The organism is Pseudomonas sp. CFBP13509 (genome assembly GCF_005233485.1).
GTDB lineage: Bacteria > Pseudomonadota > Gammaproteobacteria > Pseudomonadales > Pseudomonadaceae > Aquipseudomonas > Aquipseudomonas marginalis.
The window spans coordinates 95,322-112,783 of sequence record NZ_QGAA01000009.1 but is presented as its reverse complement, the minus strand read 5'-3'; the positions used below and the strand labels follow the sequence as shown (position 1 = coordinate 112,783).

The 17,462-nt window shown below is 60.8% G+C and carries 17 protein-coding genes and 1 riboswitch; of the genes, 9 read left to right on the top strand and 8 right to left on the bottom strand.

All coding sequences use genetic code 11. The features are described from left to right. Window positions 1-11 precede the first annotated feature (11 nt). Entirely contained in the window at window positions 12-899 is an 888-nt protein-coding gene (locus tag PspCFBP13509_RS16710) for a LysR family transcriptional regulator (protein ID WP_137212373.1), read from the bottom strand. Window positions 900-992: 93 nt separating this feature from the next. Between PspCFBP13509_RS16710 and PspCFBP13509_RS16705 the strand changes: the two genes are divergently transcribed. Both PspCFBP13509_RS16705 and PspCFBP13509_RS16700 read left to right on the top strand, forming a co-directional pair. Further along, window positions 993-1,406 (top strand): VOC family protein, encoded by a 414-nt coding sequence (locus PspCFBP13509_RS16705; RefSeq protein ID WP_137212372.1) that lies wholly within the window; start codon window positions 993-995, stop codon window positions 1,404-1,406. Window positions 1,407-1,440: 34 nt separating this feature from the next. Further along, window positions 1,441-2,730, top strand: a complete 1,290-nt coding sequence (locus tag PspCFBP13509_RS16700) for a cation:dicarboxylate symporter family transporter (protein ID WP_235865614.1) — start codon at window positions 1,441-1,443, stop codon at window positions 2,728-2,730. A gap of 55 nt (window positions 2,731-2,785) precedes the next feature. On the opposite strand, the gene PspCFBP13509_RS16695 is transcribed toward PspCFBP13509_RS16700, so the two are convergent. Together PspCFBP13509_RS16695 and PspCFBP13509_RS16690 are read right to left on the bottom strand one after the other, a co-directional pair. Next, the gene (locus PspCFBP13509_RS16695; RefSeq protein WP_065925500.1) at window positions 2,786-3,676 is read right to left on the bottom strand and encodes a formate/nitrite transporter family protein; all 891 of its coding nucleotides are present in this window, start codon (window positions 3,674-3,676) and stop codon (window positions 2,786-2,788) included. A 76-nt stretch (window positions 3,677-3,752) separates the two neighbouring features. Next, window positions 3,753-4,157 (bottom strand): acyl-CoA thioesterase, encoded by a 405-nt coding sequence (locus PspCFBP13509_RS16690; RefSeq protein WP_065925501.1) that lies wholly within the window; start codon window positions 4,155-4,157, stop codon window positions 3,753-3,755. A 198-nt stretch (window positions 4,158-4,355) separates the two neighbouring features. Then, window positions 4,356-4,462: riboswitch (S-adenosyl-L-homocysteine riboswitch) on the top strand. A 21-nt stretch (window positions 4,463-4,483) separates the two neighbouring features. Here PspCFBP13509_RS16690 and ahcY point away from each other — a divergent pair. The 5 genes from ahcY (at window position 4,484) to PspCFBP13509_RS16665 (ending at window position 11,047) form a co-directional block, all read left to right on the top strand. After that, window positions 4,484-5,893, top strand: a complete 1,410-nt coding sequence (ahcY, locus tag PspCFBP13509_RS16685) for an adenosylhomocysteinase (RefSeq protein WP_053128057.1) — start codon at window positions 4,484-4,486, stop codon at window positions 5,891-5,893. A 172-nt stretch (window positions 5,894-6,065) separates the two neighbouring features. Beyond that, window positions 6,066-6,911: a methylenetetrahydrofolate reductase [NAD(P)H] gene (metF, locus tag PspCFBP13509_RS16680; RefSeq protein WP_137212371.1), complete on the top strand. Its 846-nt coding sequence runs from the start codon at window positions 6,066-6,068 to the stop codon at window positions 6,909-6,911. Window positions 6,912-6,995: 84 nt separating this feature from the next. Then, entirely contained in the window at window positions 6,996-8,078 is a 1,083-nt protein-coding gene (locus PspCFBP13509_RS16675) for a hypothetical protein (RefSeq protein ID WP_065947515.1), read from the top strand. 63 nt (window positions 8,079-8,141) lie between these two features. Continuing rightward, window positions 8,142-8,933, top strand: coding sequence for a substrate-binding periplasmic protein (locus PspCFBP13509_RS16670; RefSeq protein ID WP_137212370.1), 792 nt, complete (start codon window positions 8,142-8,144; stop codon window positions 8,931-8,933). Window positions 8,934-9,154: 221 nt separating this feature from the next. Beyond that, complete coding sequence (locus tag PspCFBP13509_RS16665; RefSeq protein WP_137212369.1) at window positions 9,155-11,047, top strand: DEAD/DEAH box helicase; 1,893 nt, start codon at window positions 9,155-9,157, stop codon at window positions 11,045-11,047. A gap of 164 nt (window positions 11,048-11,211) precedes the next feature. On the opposite strand, the gene PspCFBP13509_RS16660 is transcribed toward PspCFBP13509_RS16665, so the two are convergent. Both PspCFBP13509_RS16660 and PspCFBP13509_RS16655 read right to left on the bottom strand, forming a co-directional pair. Next, on the bottom strand, window positions 11,212-11,790 hold the full coding sequence (locus PspCFBP13509_RS16660) for a YceI family protein (RefSeq protein WP_027606057.1): 579 nt from the start codon (window positions 11,788-11,790) through the stop codon (window positions 11,212-11,214). A gap of 32 nt (window positions 11,791-11,822) precedes the next feature. Continuing rightward, window positions 11,823-12,374: a cytochrome b gene (locus PspCFBP13509_RS16655; RefSeq protein WP_065923822.1), complete on the bottom strand. Its 552-nt coding sequence runs from the start codon at window positions 12,372-12,374 to the stop codon at window positions 11,823-11,825. Window positions 12,375-12,646: 272 nt separating this feature from the next. Between PspCFBP13509_RS16655 and PspCFBP13509_RS16650 the strand changes: the two genes are divergently transcribed. After that, window positions 12,647-14,053, top strand: coding sequence for an adenosylmethionine--8-amino-7-oxononanoate transaminase (locus PspCFBP13509_RS16650; protein WP_074847808.1), 1,407 nt, complete (start codon window positions 12,647-12,649; stop codon window positions 14,051-14,053). A 37-nt stretch (window positions 14,054-14,090) separates the two neighbouring features. After that, window positions 14,091-14,810: a 16S rRNA (uracil(1498)-N(3))-methyltransferase gene (locus PspCFBP13509_RS16645; RefSeq protein WP_065923824.1), complete on the top strand. Its 720-nt coding sequence runs from the start codon at window positions 14,091-14,093 to the stop codon at window positions 14,808-14,810. 44 nt (window positions 14,811-14,854) lie between these two features. Here the strand turns inward: PspCFBP13509_RS16645 and PspCFBP13509_RS16640 are convergent, their stop codons facing one another. Genes PspCFBP13509_RS16640 through PspCFBP13509_RS16630 form a run of 3 tightly spaced genes read right to left on the bottom strand, consistent with a single transcriptional unit; the run spans window position 14,855 to window position 17,391 of the window. Continuing rightward, window positions 14,855-15,757, bottom strand: a complete 903-nt coding sequence (locus tag PspCFBP13509_RS16640; protein WP_137212368.1) for a transporter substrate-binding domain-containing protein — start codon at window positions 15,755-15,757, stop codon at window positions 14,855-14,857. Between the two features lie 25 nt (window positions 15,758-15,782). Continuing rightward, complete coding sequence (locus tag PspCFBP13509_RS16635; protein WP_137212367.1) at window positions 15,783-16,133, bottom strand: RidA family protein; 351 nt, start codon at window positions 16,131-16,133, stop codon at window positions 15,783-15,785. Between the two features lie 10 nt (window positions 16,134-16,143). Continuing rightward, the gene (locus PspCFBP13509_RS16630) at window positions 16,144-17,391 is read right to left on the bottom strand and encodes a D-amino acid dehydrogenase (RefSeq protein ID WP_137212366.1); all 1,248 of its coding nucleotides are present in this window, start codon (window positions 17,389-17,391) and stop codon (window positions 16,144-16,146) included. Window positions 17,392-17,462 lie beyond the last annotated feature (71 nt).

Genomic DNA, 17,462 nt, shown 5'->3' with positions numbered 1-17,462 from the left:
GATTTACCTCGCTACACCACACGTTTGCCTACGGGTGCACTGCAATTGCACAGGTGTTCAAGCAAGTGCCGCATCGCCAGTGGGCGGCGCGGCGTCGAGCTATGCATGACGACCAGATCCCGCGCATAGCGCGGCGCGTCGTCGACCGGCAAGACACACAGGCCATTGCGAGACATCCCTGCCCACTGCGGTACCAGTGATACACCCATGCCTTGGGCGACCAACATGACGATGGTTTCCAAGGCATCCAGCTCACACAACACCTGCGGATCAAAGGACTGTTCATCGAGGAAACGCTGGGCAATCTGCCCACCCCACGAGCGAGCGTCGTAGCGAATGAATGATCGCTCGCGCAGCAATGCTTCTAACGTTTGCGTGCCCCACTCAGCGGGGGCAATCAGAATCAGAGGTTCAGCCCGCAACAAGGTCGTCGCCAAAGCCTTGGGTGGCTGAAAGGGTGGCCTGACAAGAATCGCCGCGTCCAGCTCCTGGGCCAGCAATCTCTCATAGAGGCTTCTGGAGTCTCCCGGTGTGATCTTCAGCCTCAGCCCAGGTGCCGACAACGCCAGTCGCTCTATCGCCCCCGGCAAGACGCCGGTCAATGCCGTCGAAATGGCACCGATCTTGATCTCTCCCGACAAGCCATCCTGGCTCAGGTCCTCCTGCAACTCGCGCGCCTGCTCAATGACTGCTTGAATTTTTGGTAACAACAATAGGCATTGGTCCGAGGGCCACGCGGCATGCGCAGTGCGCATAAGCAGCGTGCACCCCAGCGTCCGCTCAAGCGTCTTGACCCGCTGGCTGATCGCCGCTGCGGTACGGTTTTCACGTCGCGCGGCCGCTGCAATGGAGCCGGCTTCAATGACGGCGACCAGACTTCTCAGGAATCGAACATCCATAAGTTTTCCTTTCGCTCAGACCAAGGCGAACCCGTTTTACCCGGGTACACGGCCTGTTTAATTTGAGGGCTCTCCCACACAGAGATCCCTCCCATGAACAGACCTTTCCACGCTGCATATCATGTTTACGACCTAAATCAGGCGCGCATTTTTTATCGAGATGTTTTGGGCTGCACGGAAGGCCGTAGCAGCGAGACCTGGATCGACTTCGATTTTTTCGGGAACCAGCTTTCACTGCACCTGGGGACGCCGTTTCCCACCACGCGTACCGGGCTGGTCGGTGAGCATCAAGTCCTGATGCCGCATCTCGGCGTGGTGTTACCGCTTGAGGAATGGTTGACGCTTGCCGAACGGCTTGCCCACCTGGGCACATGTTTCGAGATTCCGCCCGTGATCCGCTTCGCTGGCGAGCCAGGCGAGCAACGCACGATGTTTTTCCTTGACCCCAGCGGCAACCCCATCGAGGTGAAAGGGTTCAAGGACTTCGCCGGGCTGTTCGCTCAATAAATCCCTGATATCTACAACAATAAGGGGCACCCACATGACCACCAAAAAACCATCCAGCCTTGTCACCCGTATCATGATCGGTCTGGCCGCCGGGATAATCGTCGGCATCCTTCTCAACCAGTTTCCCGAACACAAGATCTGGTTCATCGACAATCTGCTGCAACCGGCAGGCGACTTGTTTATCAAGCTGATGAAGATGATCGTCGTGCCTCTGGTCTTCGCTTGCATGACAGTCGGCATTGCCGGCATGGGAAATCCTGCCGCCTTGGGACGCGTCGGCGTGAAGACCTTCGTTTACTTCTTCACGATCACCAGTGTTGCAATCGTCTTTGGTCTGATCGTTGGAAACGTCGTCGAGCCCGGCTCAGGTGCCGAATTTGGCAGTACGTTGCAGACGCCAGTAACAGAACTGGCCGCCTACGGCAAAACGCAGAATCTGGGGCAAACGCTATTGGCGATTGTGCCGGATAACATCGTCTTGGCCATGTCGCAGGGCAAGCTGCTCTCCGTGCTGTTTTTCGCCATCCTGTTCGGCTGCGCCTTGTCTATGCTGCCCGAGCAGCGCAAGGCCCCCCTGATCGGTGTGATGCAGGCCATCTCCGACACCATGTTCAAAGTCACCCATCTGGTCATGCATTACTCACCAATCGGCATTTTCGGGCTGATCGCAGTCACCGTCGCCAGCTTTGGCCTCAGTGCCTTGCTGCCGCTGGCCAAACTGATCGGCACGACTTATGTCGCAGTGCTGTTATTTGCATTGTGCGTATTGGGAGCAGTTGCACGATTGGCGGGGGTCGGCTTTTTCCACTTGGTGCGGGAGATACGCAGTGAATTATTGCTGGCCTATAGCAGCGCTGCGTCAGCAACAGTCATGCCTCAATTGATCGAAAAAATGGAGCGCTACGGCGCCCCGCGCCCTATTACCAGCATGGTTATCCCGCTGGGCTACTCGTTCAACCTGGATGGCGCTTCGCTTTTTGCTGCGTTGGGCACGTTGTTCATCGCCCAGGCGTATGGCATTGACTTGAGCCTGGCTGATCAGGGAATGCTGGTATTGATCATGGTGTTGACATCAAAGGGCGCGGCGGGCGTACCGGGCTTCATGTTTATCATCCTTACCGCGACCTTGACCGCCGCGGGTCTGCCCGTGGAAGGAGTGGCGATCATTGCAGGCGTGTATCGCCTGATGGATATGCCGGTCACAGCATTGAATGTGCTGGGCAACGCGCTGGCGCCATTGGTTATTGCCCGGTGGGAGGGGCGGCTGAATGCACCTGACCGCACAATTGCCACCGAGTCTGCCAGCGCGTCGCTCAAAGTCTGAAAGTCCTGGTCCAGGTGCCTCGCAAAGAACCCGTTTGAGTCTTTGCGGGGCGAGATCAGGCCTTTTTCTTACTCTGGGAAAGCTGCTCCCGTGCGCCGGAGTGAGTAGCAGAAGGTGCCTTGCTTTCGCTGCGAATCTGCGCATGACTGATCAACGCAAAGATAAAGCTGCCACCGATGATATTGCCGGCCAGTGTGGGGCCGGCAAACACCAGCCAGAAATCCTTCCACGGCAACTCGCCGGCAAACACCAGGTACGACACTTCCGCCGAACCCACCACGATATGGGTGAAATCCCCCAGGGCCATCAGGTAGGTGATCAGAATGATGATCCACATCTTGGCGCTTTCCATCGACGGGATCATCCACACCATGGTGGCGATCATCCAGCCCGAGACGATGCCCTTGGCGAACATCTGGCTGGCGTCGTTTTCCATGATCTTGCGCCCGATTTCGAGGAAGGCCAGGTCGGTCTTGGTGTCGAAGATCGGCAGATGCAGCATCACATACGCCACCAACAGCGTGCCGCAGAGGTTGCCCACCAGCACCACCGACCACAGCCGCAACAGGCGCCCGGCATTTGCCAGGGTTGGCTTGCTCATCACCGGCAGCACGGCGGTCAGGGTGTTTTCGGTGAACAGTTGCTGGCGCGCCAGGATCACCGCGAGAAAGCCTGCGCAGTAGCCGAAGCTGGCGATCACCTTGAAGGCCTCTCCGTCCGGAAGGCGTGAATTGAGCAGCCCCATGGCCATCAATGACAGGCCCATGGTCAGGCCGGCTGCCAATGCCGACCACCACAAGGCGGCGACGCTGCGCTCCAACTCCTGATCGCCCTGGGTGCGGATAATTTCATGCAGCACCGCCGCGCGGGGCGGCTGGTTCTTGTCGACGTCCTGCTGCTCTTCCTGGGACAGGTTCGGGGTCTTGCCGTCTTCTTGCGTGGCCATGGTGGTACCTGAACGGGGGGCGATGTTCAGGTACGACCTATGGTTGATCAAGAGCGTTCACTGGCCCGGCGCAGGTTTACTCGCGGATGCCATCTTCCTGGAACTGGTCCTTGACGTACTTGATCTCGGTGCGCCCATGAGGTGCGGGCAAACCGTCCTCGCCAAGGTTGACGAAGACCATTTTTTCCACGGTGAGGATGCTTTTGCGGGTGATCTTGTTGCGCACTTCACAGGTCAGGGTGATGGAGGTGCGGCCAAACTCGGTAGCAGTGATCCCGAGTTCGATGATGTCGCCCTGGCGCGAGGCGCTGACAAAGTTGATTTCGGAGATGTACTTGGTCACCACGCGCTGGTTGCCCAGTTGGACGATGGCATAGATGGCCGCTTCTTCGTCGATCCAGCGCAGCAGGCTGCCGCCGAACAGGGTGCCGTTGGGGTTGAGGTCTTCGGGTTTTACCCATTTGCGGGTGTGGAAGTTCATGGTCACTCCAAAGCGTCTTGCCGAATGATGGGCAACATCATGGCAGAGCCTGCCCCCAAGCTCTATGCGCCATTGCCTATCAACCCCATGTGCGATCTTCATATGGCCGACAGAAAGGCTTGGGAAGTGCCGCGTACACGGCTATAATCGCCCCGCTTCAAAACGGTCATCTTCAGTTGATACCGTTTCTCCCGCCACCTGTCCGAGGGGCGCTGCAGCAGGTTCAACCTGTCAGGCTCGGATGGGGCGTTGTCCGGCCTGGTTGCCCTGGCCTGATACTAAACGCACAACGGCGCCCATTCGCACACTACGAATGGAGGCTCTTCATGAGCGCTGTAATTACGCCTGCAGATTTCAACGACTACAAAGTCGCCGACATGTCCCTCGCCGCCTGGGGCCGTCGCGAAACCTTTATCGCCGAATCCGAAATGCCAGCCTTGATGGGCCTGCGTCGCAAGTACGCCGCCGAGCAACCGCTCAAAGGCGCGAAGATCCTCGGCTGCATCCACATGACCATCCAGACTGCCGTGCTGATCGAAACCCTGGTTGCCCTGGGTGCCGAAGTGCGTTGGTCGTCCTGCAACATCTTCTCGACGCAAGACCAGGCCGCTGCCGCCATCGCCGCTGCCGGTATCCCGGTATTCGCCTGGAAAGGCGAGACCGAAGAAGAGTACGAGTGGTGCCTGGAGCAAACCATCCTTAAAGATGGCGCGCCTTGGGATGCCAACATGATCCTCGACGACGGCGGCGACCTGACCGAGCTGCTGCACAAGAAGTACCCACAGATCCTCGACCGCGTCCACGGCGTGACCGAAGAAACCACCACCGGCGTGCACCGCCTGCTGGACATGCTGGCCAAGGGCGAGCTGAAAATCCCGGCCATCAACGTCAACGACTCGGTGACCAAGAGCAAGAACGACAACAAGTACGGCTGCCGTCACAGCCTGAACGATGCCATCAAGCGCGGCACCGACCACCTGCTGTCGGGCAAGCAAGCCCTGGTGATCGGCTACGGCGACGTGGGCAAGGGTTCTTCCCAATCCCTGCGCCAGGAAGGCATGATCGTCAAAGTCTCCGAAGTCGACCCGATCTGCGCCATGCAAGCCTGCATGGACGGTTTCGAAGTGGTTTCGCCGTTCATCGATGGCGTCAATGACGGCACCGAAGCCAGCATCGACAAGGCCCTGCTGGGCAAGATCGACCTGATCGTGACCACCACCGGTAACGTCAACGTCTGCGATGCCAACATGCTCAAGGCCCTGAAGAAGCGCGCCGTGGTGTGCAACATCGGTCACTTCGACAACGAGATCGACACCGCTTTCATGCGCAAGAACTGGGCGTGGGAAGAAGTGAAGCCGCAGGTACACAAGGTTCACCGTACCGGCGCTGGCGCTTTCGACCCACAGAACGACGACTACCTGATCCTGCTGGCCGAAGGCCGCCTGGTTAACCTGGGCAACGCCACCGGCCACCCAAGCCGCATCATGGACGGCTCGTTCGCCAACCAGGTACTGGCCCAGATCTTCCTGTTCGGCCAGAAATACGCCGACCTGTCGCCAGCCCAGAAAGCCGAGCGCCTGACCGTGGAAGTACTGCCGAAGAAACTCGACGAAGAAGTGGCCCTGGAAATGGTCCGCGGCTTCGGTGGCGTGGTAACTCAGCTGACCAAGACCCAGGCCGACTACATCGGCGTGACCGTCGAAGGTCCGTTCAAGCCGCACGCTTACCGCTACTAAGTAATCAGCCCAACCTGCTCTACCTGTGGGAGCGAGCTTGCTCGCGAAAAACTCAAGGACACCGCGTACATCCTGTTTCTACGCGTTATCGTTGACGTTCTTCGCGAGCAAGCTCGCTCCTACAGTGCAGATGGGTTGCACAGTCGGCTTCTGAGTTTCAAAGGGTATGACCATGTCCCAAGACCGTCGCTACAGCTTCGAGTTCTTCCCCACCAAGACCGATGCTGGGCATGAAAAACTGATGGCGACTGCCAAGCAGTTGGCCAGCTACAACCCCGACTTCTTCTCCTGCACCTACGGCGCCGGCGGTTCGACGCGTGATCGTACGATCAACACCGTGTTGCAGCTTGAAAGCGAAGTCAAAATTCCCGCCGCTCCGCATTTGTCCTGCGTGGGCGACAGCAAGGCCGACCTGCGCGGCCTGCTGACCCAATACAAGGCCGCCGGCATCAAGCGCATCGTTGCCCTGCGTGGCGACTTGCCGTCCGGCATGGGCATGGCCAGCGGTGAGCTGCGCTACGCCAATGACCTGGTGAGCTTCATTCGCGAAGAAAGCGGCGATCACTTCCATATCGAAGTGGCCGCCTACCCGGAGATGCACCCCCAGGCGCGCAATTTCGAAGACGATCTGCAGAATTTCGTGCGCAAGGCCAACGCCGGCGCCGACAGCGCGATCACCCAGTACTTCTTCAACGCCGACAGCTACTTCTACTTCGTCGAGCGTGTACGCGCCATGGGCGTGAACATCCCGATCGTGCCGGGCATCATGCCGATCACCAACTACAGCAAGCTGGCGCGCTTCTCCGACGCCTGCGGTGCTGAAATCCCACGTTGGGTGCGCAAGCAACTGGAAGCCTATGGCGACGACGTCAAGAGCATCCAGGCGTTCGGCGAACAGGTGATCAGCAATATGTGTGAAGAATTGTTGCAAGGTGGCGCGCCAGGCCTGCACTTCTATACCCTGAACCAGGCTGAACCAAGCCTCGCGATCTGGAACAACCTTAAACTGCCACGCTAGGCCGGTTTAATCGCTGTACCCAGCCCTCGTTATCACGGGGGCTTTTTTCGTCTACATACCCCCTGGAAAGGAAGCCTGCAGTACATGAATACAGCGTCCCCGACTCCCCGCCCGCAACTGGTGTACCTGGTATTCGGCGCCGAGACCTATCATCAGGAAGCCGTATTCAGCATCGCCAGTGCCCTGGCCCACCTGGGCGGCCCCCAGGACATGCCATTGGACATCCAGGTGTTCAGCGACAATCCGGCCCCCTATCGCGGCTTGCCGGTACAGGTTCACACCCTGGACGACGCCACGCGCAAACGCTGGAGCGAGCCCCACGGCTACCATTTCCGCACCAAGCACGTGCTGTTGCGCCAGGTGCTGGAAACAGCGGAACGGGCGCTGTTGATCGACACCGACACCTTTTTTCACGACTCGCCCATGGCGCTGTTCGAACGTGTCGCGCCCGACACCGTGCTGTGCAATGCCTTCCACGCCAAGTACGGCGACAACCGCGAAAGCGTGCTGTATGAAACCCTGGCCAGGCACCTTGCAGACAAAGGCCTGGCCGACGACGACATGTGGCTGCTCAACTCCGGCGTCATGGGCCTGACCCGGCAAGATGCGCACATCCTTGATCGCTCGATCGAGTTGATGGACGAGCTGTTCCCGATGGCCCACGGTGCCTACACCCTGGAAGAGTTCTGCCTGTCGGTGGCCGCTTACCGTACGCTCAATGTGCGCCAGTGCCCCGACCTGATCCACCACTACTGGAGCCGCAAGCAGTTGTTCCGGGCCAAGGTCAAGGCGTGGGTCACCAAGCACGCCGCAGACCCTATCTGCGCCAAAGCCCTGGCCGACACCCGCAATGTGTCTGCCCACCTGCCCCGCCCGCCCCGACTGCAACGCTTGATGTACAAGCTGATCACCCTGGCCTTGCCCAAACGCAAGCAGCAGTTCATCCGCGAAATCCTCTACGGCTGCTACGAGCACGAAAATGAATTCGACCAGGCCTGTGGCCCGATTTGGTGGGAAAAGGCCCTGCAGAATCAGGAAGAGCGGCAAAAAAGCCCGGTCGATGCGCACCAGCTCGAACATTGGTTCGCCAACCCAGTGGTGCGCCTGATTCTGGGCGAGCGACGTGCAGCCATCTATGAACACCTGATGACCTCACCGACAAAATAGCGTCGCCCGCAGATGGGTGTGCCAGCGCTTCTCTTTAGCGCACGGGCGTCGTAACCTCGGGGCATGCCCGTCATTCTGAAGCTGTTGACCGTTGCGCTTTTTACTTGCTTGAGCCTGGCCGCTTATGGCGAGAAATTGCGCATTGTCACCGAGCCCTGGGCGCCTTACGTGTATGAGGAACACGGCGCCATGCGCGGGCTGGACTACGAAACCACGGTGATCGTGTTCCAGCGCCTGGGGGTCGATGTGCAATGGCAGTTCCTGCCCTGGAAGCGCTGCCTGGCCATGCTCGATCAGGGCCATGCCGATGGCGCACTGGATATTTTCCACAGCCACGACCGCGACGCCCTGCTGCTGTACCCCAGCGAACCGTTGTCGGAAGTGGAATTCGTGATGTTCTACGCCAACGAACGCCCTCACCCGGTCCAAGGCCTCGACGAGCTGGACGGCCTCACTGTCGGCACGTCGCCAGGCTATCTGTACGGCGCGCCATTCAGCGACTCCACCCGGTTCAGCCGCGAGCCGGCCCCCAGCCACGAGGCCAACTTCGGTAAATTGCTGTTGGGACGCATCGACCTGCTGATCACCGACCGCCGGGTCGGCCAGCATGTGATCAAGGCCCTGGGCCTGGAAGGCAAGGTCAGCCAGGCCCCCGTCGTGGTCAGCCGCCAGCAGCAGTACCTCGCCGTACGCCGTGGCGCGGGCATGGACCTGCTGGTGCAACGCTTTGCCGCCGAACTCAAGCGTTTCAAACAGGAGCCGGCCTACGCCGTCTTAAGCGCCAAATATGGTGGAACCCAAGCCAAAACAGCGTCCGGACACACCGTTGAGCAGCAGGAAAGCGGCGCACAGTGATTGCTCTGTTATACTCCGGCCTTTCCGCCAGGCTTACGCCCGGCCGCTGAGGTCCTGAAAAAGGCACCCAACCCCGCTACTGCGCAGCTTTCAGCCCGCGCGAGCCGGTGGAGTGCCCGCCAGACGCAGCAGGACCGGACGGGATTGCGCTCCCCTAAGCGCCATTCGCGCCCGGCAAGATTATCCCTCTGGGCCAAGCCCTAACTAAAACAGGATTACTCATGTCCTTTGCTTCCCTCGGTCTCTCCGAGGCTTTAGTCCGCGCCATCGAGGCAGCGGGCTATACCGAGCCTACTCCGGTGCAACAGCGGGCTATTCCCGCCGTGTTGCAAGGTCGCGACCTGATGGTTGCGGCTCAGACAGGTACGGGTAAAACCGGCGGCTTCGCCCTCCCGATTCTGGAGCGGTTGTTCCCCAACGGTCATCCGGACAAATCCCAGCGTCACGGCCCGCGCCAACCGCGCGTACTGGTCCTGACCCCTACCCGCGAACTCGCCGCCCAGGTGCACGACAGCTTCAAGCTGTATGCCCGCGACCTGAAGTTCGTCAGCGCCTGCATCTTCGGCGGCGTCGGCATGAACCCACAGGTTCAGGCCATGTCCCGTGGTGTTGACGTGCTGGTGGCGTGCCCCGGTCGTTTGCTCGACCTGTGCGGCCAAGGCAGCGTTGATTTGTCCCACGTGGAAATCCTCGTGCTGGACGAAGCCGACCGCATGCTCGACATGGGCTTTGTCCATGACGTGAAGAAGGTCCTCGCCCGCCTGCCGGCCAAACGTCAGAACCTGCTGTTCTCGGCAACGTTCTCCAACGACATCACCGCCCTGGCCGGCAAGCTGCTGCACAACCCGGAACGCATCGAAGTCACGCCGCCGAACACCACGGTCGAGCGTATCGAGCAACGCGTATTCCGCCTGGCCGCCAGCCACAAGCGTTCATTGCTGGCGCACCTGATCACCGCCGGCGCCTGGGAACAGGTGCTGGTGTTCACCCGCACCAAACACGGCGCCAACCGCCTGGCCGAGTACCTGGACAAGCACGGCCTCACCGCCGTCGCCATCCACGGCAACAAGAGCCAGAACGCCCGCACCAAGGCCCTGGCCGACTTCAAGGCCGGTGAAGTGCGCATCCTGGTCGCCACCGATATCGCCGCCCGCGGCCTGGACATCGACCAGTTGCCACACGTGGTCAACTTCGAGCTGCCAAACGTCGACGAGGACTACGTGCACCGTATCGGCCGTACCGGCCGTGCCGGGCGTTCGGGTGAAGCCATTTCCCTGGTTGCCCCGGACGAAGAGAAACTGCTGAAAAGCATCGAACGCATGACCAAGCAGAAAATCGCCGATGGCGACCTGATGGGCTTCGATGCCAGCGCCGTTGAGGCCGAAAAGCCTGAAGTGCGCGAACGTCCGGACGTGCGTAACCCACGCAACCCACGCGGTCCGAAGGGCGATGGCCCGAACGGCGGCGGTGGTGGCGGTGGTCGTCGCGACAAGGGCAAGGACAAGGGCGGCAAGGAAAAAGCGCCAACCAACGGCCGTGGCGAACGCCCGGCCCGTGAGCAGAAGCCCCGTGAAGGCACCCCGGCCCGCGAACAGCGCCAGCCGAGCCAGCCCCCACGTGCCGCAGCCGACCGCGCCCCGGACGAATTCCTCGACGACGACGTGGATAACTTCGGTAACCGCGTTGACTACGTGCCCCAGGCCAAACCGGCCCAAGGCCGTGGCCGTCGTCCAGGTGCTCCGGCGCCGGGCGCAGCTGCCGGGACAGGCGCGCCACGTGGTGGCCAGCCCCAGGGCGGACGTCAGAACGGCCCGCGCAACAGCAGCGGCGGCACGACCGGCACCCCGCCGGCCAAGCGCAGCGGCCCGCGTAACGGTGCACCGCGTGACGGCCAGGCGCGTCGCGAAGATTCGCGCAGCAACAACCGCCGCCCGGCCCGTGACGACCAGCCACGTTTGTCCGAGCCCGCCGTGCAGAACCCGCGCGGTGGCCCGGCGCCGAAGATCATCCACAAGGAGTCGAAAGCCGACCGCTTCCCGACACCCGAGCAGTTGGATCAACTGCCAGGCCGTCCTCGTGGTGAAAAACCGGCATTGCTGACCCGCAACCGCTGAGTTTCAAAGCGCCTTGAAAAATGCCCCGCATCGAAAGATGCGGGGCGTTTTTTATCTCCTCCCCACACGTTCCCTGATATGAGCGAGCTCGCTCACTACAGGAAATAAGCGCAGGCACAAAAAAACCGGATGCTGAGATCCGGTTTTTTGTGTGCGGACAGAAATTACTTCTGCTTGACGCCTTCCAGCGAGATGTCCAGGTCGACAGTCTGGGAAGTCGGGCCTGGGCCCTTGATGCCGAAGTCGTTCAGGTTCAGCGTGGTCTTGGCGTTGAAGCCGGCACGTTCGCCGCCCCATGGATCCTTGCCTTCACCGTTGAACGTGGCCTTGAAGGTCACAGGCTTGGTCACGCCGTGGAAGGTCAGGTCGCCGGTCACATCAGCGGTTTTCTCGCCGGTGGATTTAACCGCAGTGGAGACAAACTTGGCATCGGCGAACTTGCCGACATCCAGGAAGTCCTTGCTGGCGATGTGCTTGTCACGTTCGGCGTGGTTGGACCACAGGCTGGCGGTTTTCACGTCGACCGCGATTTTGCTGGCTTCAGGCTTGGCGGCATCCCAGCTGAACGTACCATCCCAGTCCTTGAAGGTACCGTGGATGTAGCTGTAGCCCAGGTGGCTGATTTTCCAGTCGATGAAGGCGTGCTGGCCTTCCTTGTCGATCTTGTAGTCGGCAGCCATCACCTGACCTGCAGACAGCAGCGCTGTACCGATTGCCAGAGCGGCGAGGGTCTTTTTCAACATGCTTTCTATTCCTTGTGAGTCGAGGTTGAACATCAGGCTTTGCGCCCCAGCATTCGCGAGAGGGTCGCATCACGATCGATAAAGTGGTGTTTCAACGCAGCCACGCCGTGCAAGCCGGCGAAGACTACCAACACCCAGGCGAGGTACAGGTGCACCACGCCAGCGGTGTCTGCCTGGTCCGGTAGACCGGAAACCACGGCAGGAATTTCAAACAGGCCAAACACCGGGATACCGACACCGTCTGCGGTGGAAATCAGGTAACCGGCGATCATCACGGCAAACAGCCCGAGATAAAGGAACGCGTGGCCGAACGCGGCACCGATACGGGTCAAGCGACTGTAACTGGCCAGCGGCGGAGGCGGTGGGCTGATCAGGCGCCAGACAATACGCACCAGCATGATGGCGAACAGCGTGATGCCGATGCTCTTGTGCAGGTCCGGTGCTTCCTTGCGCCAGGCGCTGTAGTAGTCCAGGCCCACCATCCACAAGCCCAGGGCGAACAGGCCGAACACCACCAGGGCCACGCCCCAGTGCAAAACCATACTGACCCAGCCATAACGGGCCGGTGAGTTACGTAGCTGCATGTACTTAATCCCGTAAGAGCTGCGCCCAAGACTAGCGATTTACCTATCGAATTAAAGCGGAAAATTTTGCTTTGAAATATCGAGAAATACGATCTAGAGCGTATGCACAATAAGTTAACCAAGGATTAAGGACTATTCCTAAGAAACGTGACAGTCCGTCCTACGTTTACTCCGAATTCCCCACAATGGCTTGTGACCGGGGCCACCATTGCATAGGCTTGCGCGATTGTTTCACCTGCGCCGCTCGCAGGACCGCTTCGAGGAGATCACCGATGGGCTTGAACAACCAGTGGATGCAACGCGACCTCGCGGTGCTGTGGCATCCCTGCACCCAGATGAAAGACCACCAGCAACTGCCGCTGATCCCGATCAAACGCGGTGAAGGCGTCTGGCTGGAAGACTTCGAAGGCAAGCGCTACCTCGACGCCGTCAGCTCCTGGTGGGTCAACGTGTTCGGCCACGCCAACCCGCGCATCAACCAGCGCATCAAGGACCAGGTCGACCAGCTGGAACACGTGATCCTCGCCGGTTTCAGCCACCAGCCGGTGATCGAGCTGTCCGAGCGCCTGGTCAAGATGACCCCCGAGGGCCTGACCCGCTGCTTCTATGCCGATAACGGTTCGTCGTGCATCGAAGTCGCGCTGAAGATGAGCTTCCACTATTGGCTCAACCGTGGCCTGCCGGACAAAAAACGCTTCGTCACCCTCACCAACAGCTACCACGGCGAAACCATCGCCGCGATGTCGGTGGGCGACGTGCCGCTGTTTACCGAGACCTACAAGGCGCTGCTGCTGGACACTATCAAGGTGCCGAGCCCGGATTGTTACCTGCGCCCCGAGGGCATGAGCTGGGAAGAACACTCGCGCACGATGTTCCTGGCCATGGAACAGACCCTGGCCGAGCACCACGACAGCGTCGCCGCCGTGATCGTCGAACCGCTGATCCAGGGCGCCGGCGGCATGCGCATGTACCACCCGGTGTACCTCAAGCTGCTGCGCGAGGCCTGCGACCGCTATGGCGTGCACCTGATCCACGATGAAATCGCCGTGGGTTTCGGACGCACCGGGACCCTGTTCGCCTGTGAACAGGCCGGCATCCGCCCGGACTTCCTGTGCTTGTCCAAGGCCCTGACCGGCGGCTACCTGCCGTTGGCCGCCGTGGTCACCACCGATGACGTCTATGACGCGTTCTACGACGACTACCCGACCCTGCGCGCCTTCCTGCACTCCCACAGCTACACCGGCAACCCACTGGCGTGCGCGGCGGCCCTGGCAACCCTGGATATTTTCGAAGAAGACAACGTCATCGAAAACAACAAGGCCCTGGCGCGGCGCATGGCCACCGCAACGGCGCACCTGGTCGACCATCCGCATGTCTCGGAAGTACGCCAGACCGGCATGGTGCTGGCCATCGAGATGGTCCAGGACAAGGCCACCAAGACCGCTTACCCGTGGCAGGAGCGCCGTGGTCTCAAGGTGTTCGAACACGCCCTGGAACGCGGCGCGTTGTTGCGGCCGTTGGGCAGCGTGGTGTATTTCCTGCCGCCCTATGTGATTACACCGGAGCAGATCGACTTCCTCGCCGAAGTCGCCAGCGAAGGCATCGACATCGCCACCAACAGCAAAGTCAGCGTGGCGGTGCCGAAGGATTTCCACCCTGGTTTCCGCGATCCGGGTTGATTGCCGGCACACCTACACCTTTTTCCAGAGAACCAAAATGAGACTGTCCCGCTTTTTCACCGACACCCCGCTGAGCCTCGGCGATCACGAACTGCCCGAAGCCCAGGCGCACTACATCAGCCGCGTGCTGCGCATGGGCGAAGGTGACGCCGTGCAATTGTTCGACGGCTCCGGCCAGGAGTTCCTGGGCAGCCTGCTGGAAGTCGGGAAAAAACGCGTCACTGTGCAACTGACCGAAAGCTTCGCCGGCCAGGCCGAATCGCCGCTGCACATCCACCTCGGCCAGGGCCTGTCCCGGGGCGAACGCATGGACTGGGCGATCCAGAAAGCCACCGAGCTGGGCGTCAACGCCATCACGCCGATCTTCAGCGACCGCTGCGAAGTGCGCCTGAAGGACGAACGCGCCGACAAACGCCTGCTGCACTGGCGCCAGGTGGCGATCAGCGCGTGCGAGCAGTGCGGGCGTTCGACGGTACCGGTGATTCACCCGCCGTTGCTGCTGGCAGACTGGTTGAAGCAGGTCGAGGCGGACCTGAAACTGGTGCTGCACCCGGTGGCCGAGCCGCTGGTCAGCCATGCCAAACCTGCGAGCCTGGCGTTCCTGATCGGGCCCGAGGGTGGATTGACGGATGGGGAAGTCGAAGTGGCCCAAGGCGCCGGCTTCCACGCCGCCCGCCTCGGCCCGCGTGTGTTGCGCACCGAGACTGCGCCGGTGGTGGCATTGGCGGTAGCCCAGCAGCTGTGGGGTGACTTCTAACCCACTTTGCAAACCCTCCCACATTTGGATGGGGTTACCCCTTCTTACTCCACCGGATCGCTGATCGGCTTGGCAATGATCGCTTTCAACTCACTGGTCATCGGGAATTCCAGGTTCAAGCCCTTGGGCGGAATCGGCTGTTCAAACCAGCGCTGGTAAATCCCGTTGATCTCCCCCGAACGGTACAGGTCGCCGAGGGTCTCGTTGACCACCGCGAGAAACTGCGGATCATCCTTGCGCACCATGCAGCTGTAGATCTCCCGCGACTGCTCCTCGCCCACCACCACCCAGTTGTGTGGGTCCTTGGCCTTGGCACGTTCGCCGTAGAGCAATGCATCGTCCATATAGAACGCGGCCGCTCGGCCCGTCTCGAGCATCTTGAACGCCTCGCCGTGGTCCTTGGCGCTGATCACGAACATATTGCTCTTGTGCTCGGCGTTGTAGCTCTTTAGAAAACGCTCGTTGGTGGTGCCGGCGGTAGTCACCACGTTCTTGCCCCCCAGGTCGGCGAAGCCCTTGATGCCGCTGTCCTTAGCCGTCAACAACTGGCCTTTCACGTAAATAAACCCGTAGGAAAATGCCACCTGCTTCTGCCGCTCGGCCGTGACGCCAGTGGAGCCGCATTCCAGGTCGACGGTGCCGTTCTGCACCAGCGGAATCCGCGTTTGAGAGGTCACCAGGTTGTACTTCACCTTAAGGTCGGCCACCCCGGTTTTCTGCTGGATACGCTCGACGATCTTACTGGCCAGGTCCACCGAATAGCCCATCGGCTTGCCGCTGTGATCCCCCACGTAGGAAAACGGCACCGACGCATCGCGATAACCCAGGGTGATGGACTGGGTACTGGCGATCTTGCCCAGCGTACCGTCCAGCGGCGCCTGGTTGGCATGGGCGTGTACTCCCAGCAAAAGGCCCAGGGTGCAGCCGGTCAACAGGATTTTTTTCATTGTTATTCTCCGTTGGTCTTTGACGTTATTTTCGTACCGCAATCACGCTGATTTCCACCAGCACGCTCGGCCGCGCCAGTTCCGCCTGCAGGGTAGTGCGCGTCGGCGCCATCCCGGGCGATAGCCAGGCGGCCCACACCTCATTCATCGGCGCGAAACCGCTGCCGATGTCTTTCAAGTAAATGGTCGCATTGAGCAAATGATCCTTGTCACTGCCGGCCTGGGCCAGCAGCGCATCGATCCTGGCCAGCACTTCATGGGTTTGCGTCGCCACATCCTGGCCTTCGCCGGGCACCTGGCCCGAAAGGAATACCAGATCCTTGAACGTGACGGCGCCGGACAGTCGGTCGTTGCTGCTGATTCGGTTGATGGTCATGGGTCAATCCTCACGCGGCGCGGGGCGCCAGGCCCTGCATATCTATGGAAGGTAGGTGGTGGCCGATCAGCTCGGCCAGCAATTGGCCGCTGCCGCACGCCAGGGTAAAGCCGAGGGCGCCGTGGCCCAGGTTCAGCCACAGGTTGCGATACACGCTGGGGCCAATCAGCGGCACACCGGTCGGGGTGGCGGGACGCATACCGGCCCATTCCACGGCATTGGCATAGTCGCCAGCGGTAGGAAATGTCTCGACCGCCTGGCGTTTCATCAGCGCCAGGCGCTTGGGCTCAAGGCTGGCGTCAAAGCCGACGATATCCACCATGGCCGCCACCCGCAGCTGTTCGCCGATACGCGCGTAGACCATCTTGCGGTCGTAGTCGGTGATGCTCACATTCGGCGCCTGGTGCTGTGCGCCAATCGGTACGCTGAGGCTATAGCCCTTGAGTGGATACAGTGGCAGTGACACACCGGGCAATGCCAACTCGGCGGCGCGATGACCGGCCGCCAGCACCAGGTGTTCCACCGGCATCACTTCGCCGCCCAGCTCGATGGCCTGTACCGCGCCGTCGGCATGGCGAATCCTGGTGACCTTGCGCCCCAGCAGAAAGGTGCAGCGCCCCGACGCTTCAAGGCGTGCCGCCAGCTGTTGGCAGAAGGCATGACAGTCCGCCACTTCTTCATTGGGCGTATAGATACCACCGACAAACTCACCCGCCACCTGCGCCAGCGCCGGCTCCAGCCGCGCACAATCCAGCGCCGACAGCACCTGTTGTTGCAGGATATCGGTGACCTTGCTGCGCGCACGCTCAAAGGTGTCGGCATTGCGAAAGGTCACCAGCTTGCCGTTACGCCGCCAGTTGAACGTGTCCAGGCGATCGTCGACGCGCCATTGCTGCAAGGTGTTTTGGCTCAGGCTCGCCAGGCGCAGCAAGTGGGCGGCGTTGCGCTTGTTCACCGAGCCACGGCAAGCGCCGATGAACGCAGCCATCCAGCGCCATTGTCGGGGGTCCAGGCGTGGGCGCAGCTTCAGTGGCGAGTCACCGCGCAGCAACCAGCCAATCGCCTGTAGCGGCACTCCCGCATCCGCCAGCGGTGCGACGTAGCGGTAGGACAATTGCCCGCCATTGGCGAAGCTGGTTTCGCTGCCCACGGTGTCACGCGCGTCGATCACCGTCACGTCATGACCTGCACGTACCAACGCGTAGGCACTCGCCAGGCCGATAACGCCTCCACCAATGATGCAAACCTGCCTGGCCATTCAACACCCCCAGCCCTTGATCCAAGAAAGCCCCAGGGTAGGTGCAGGTGACAGGCCGCCGACAATGAATA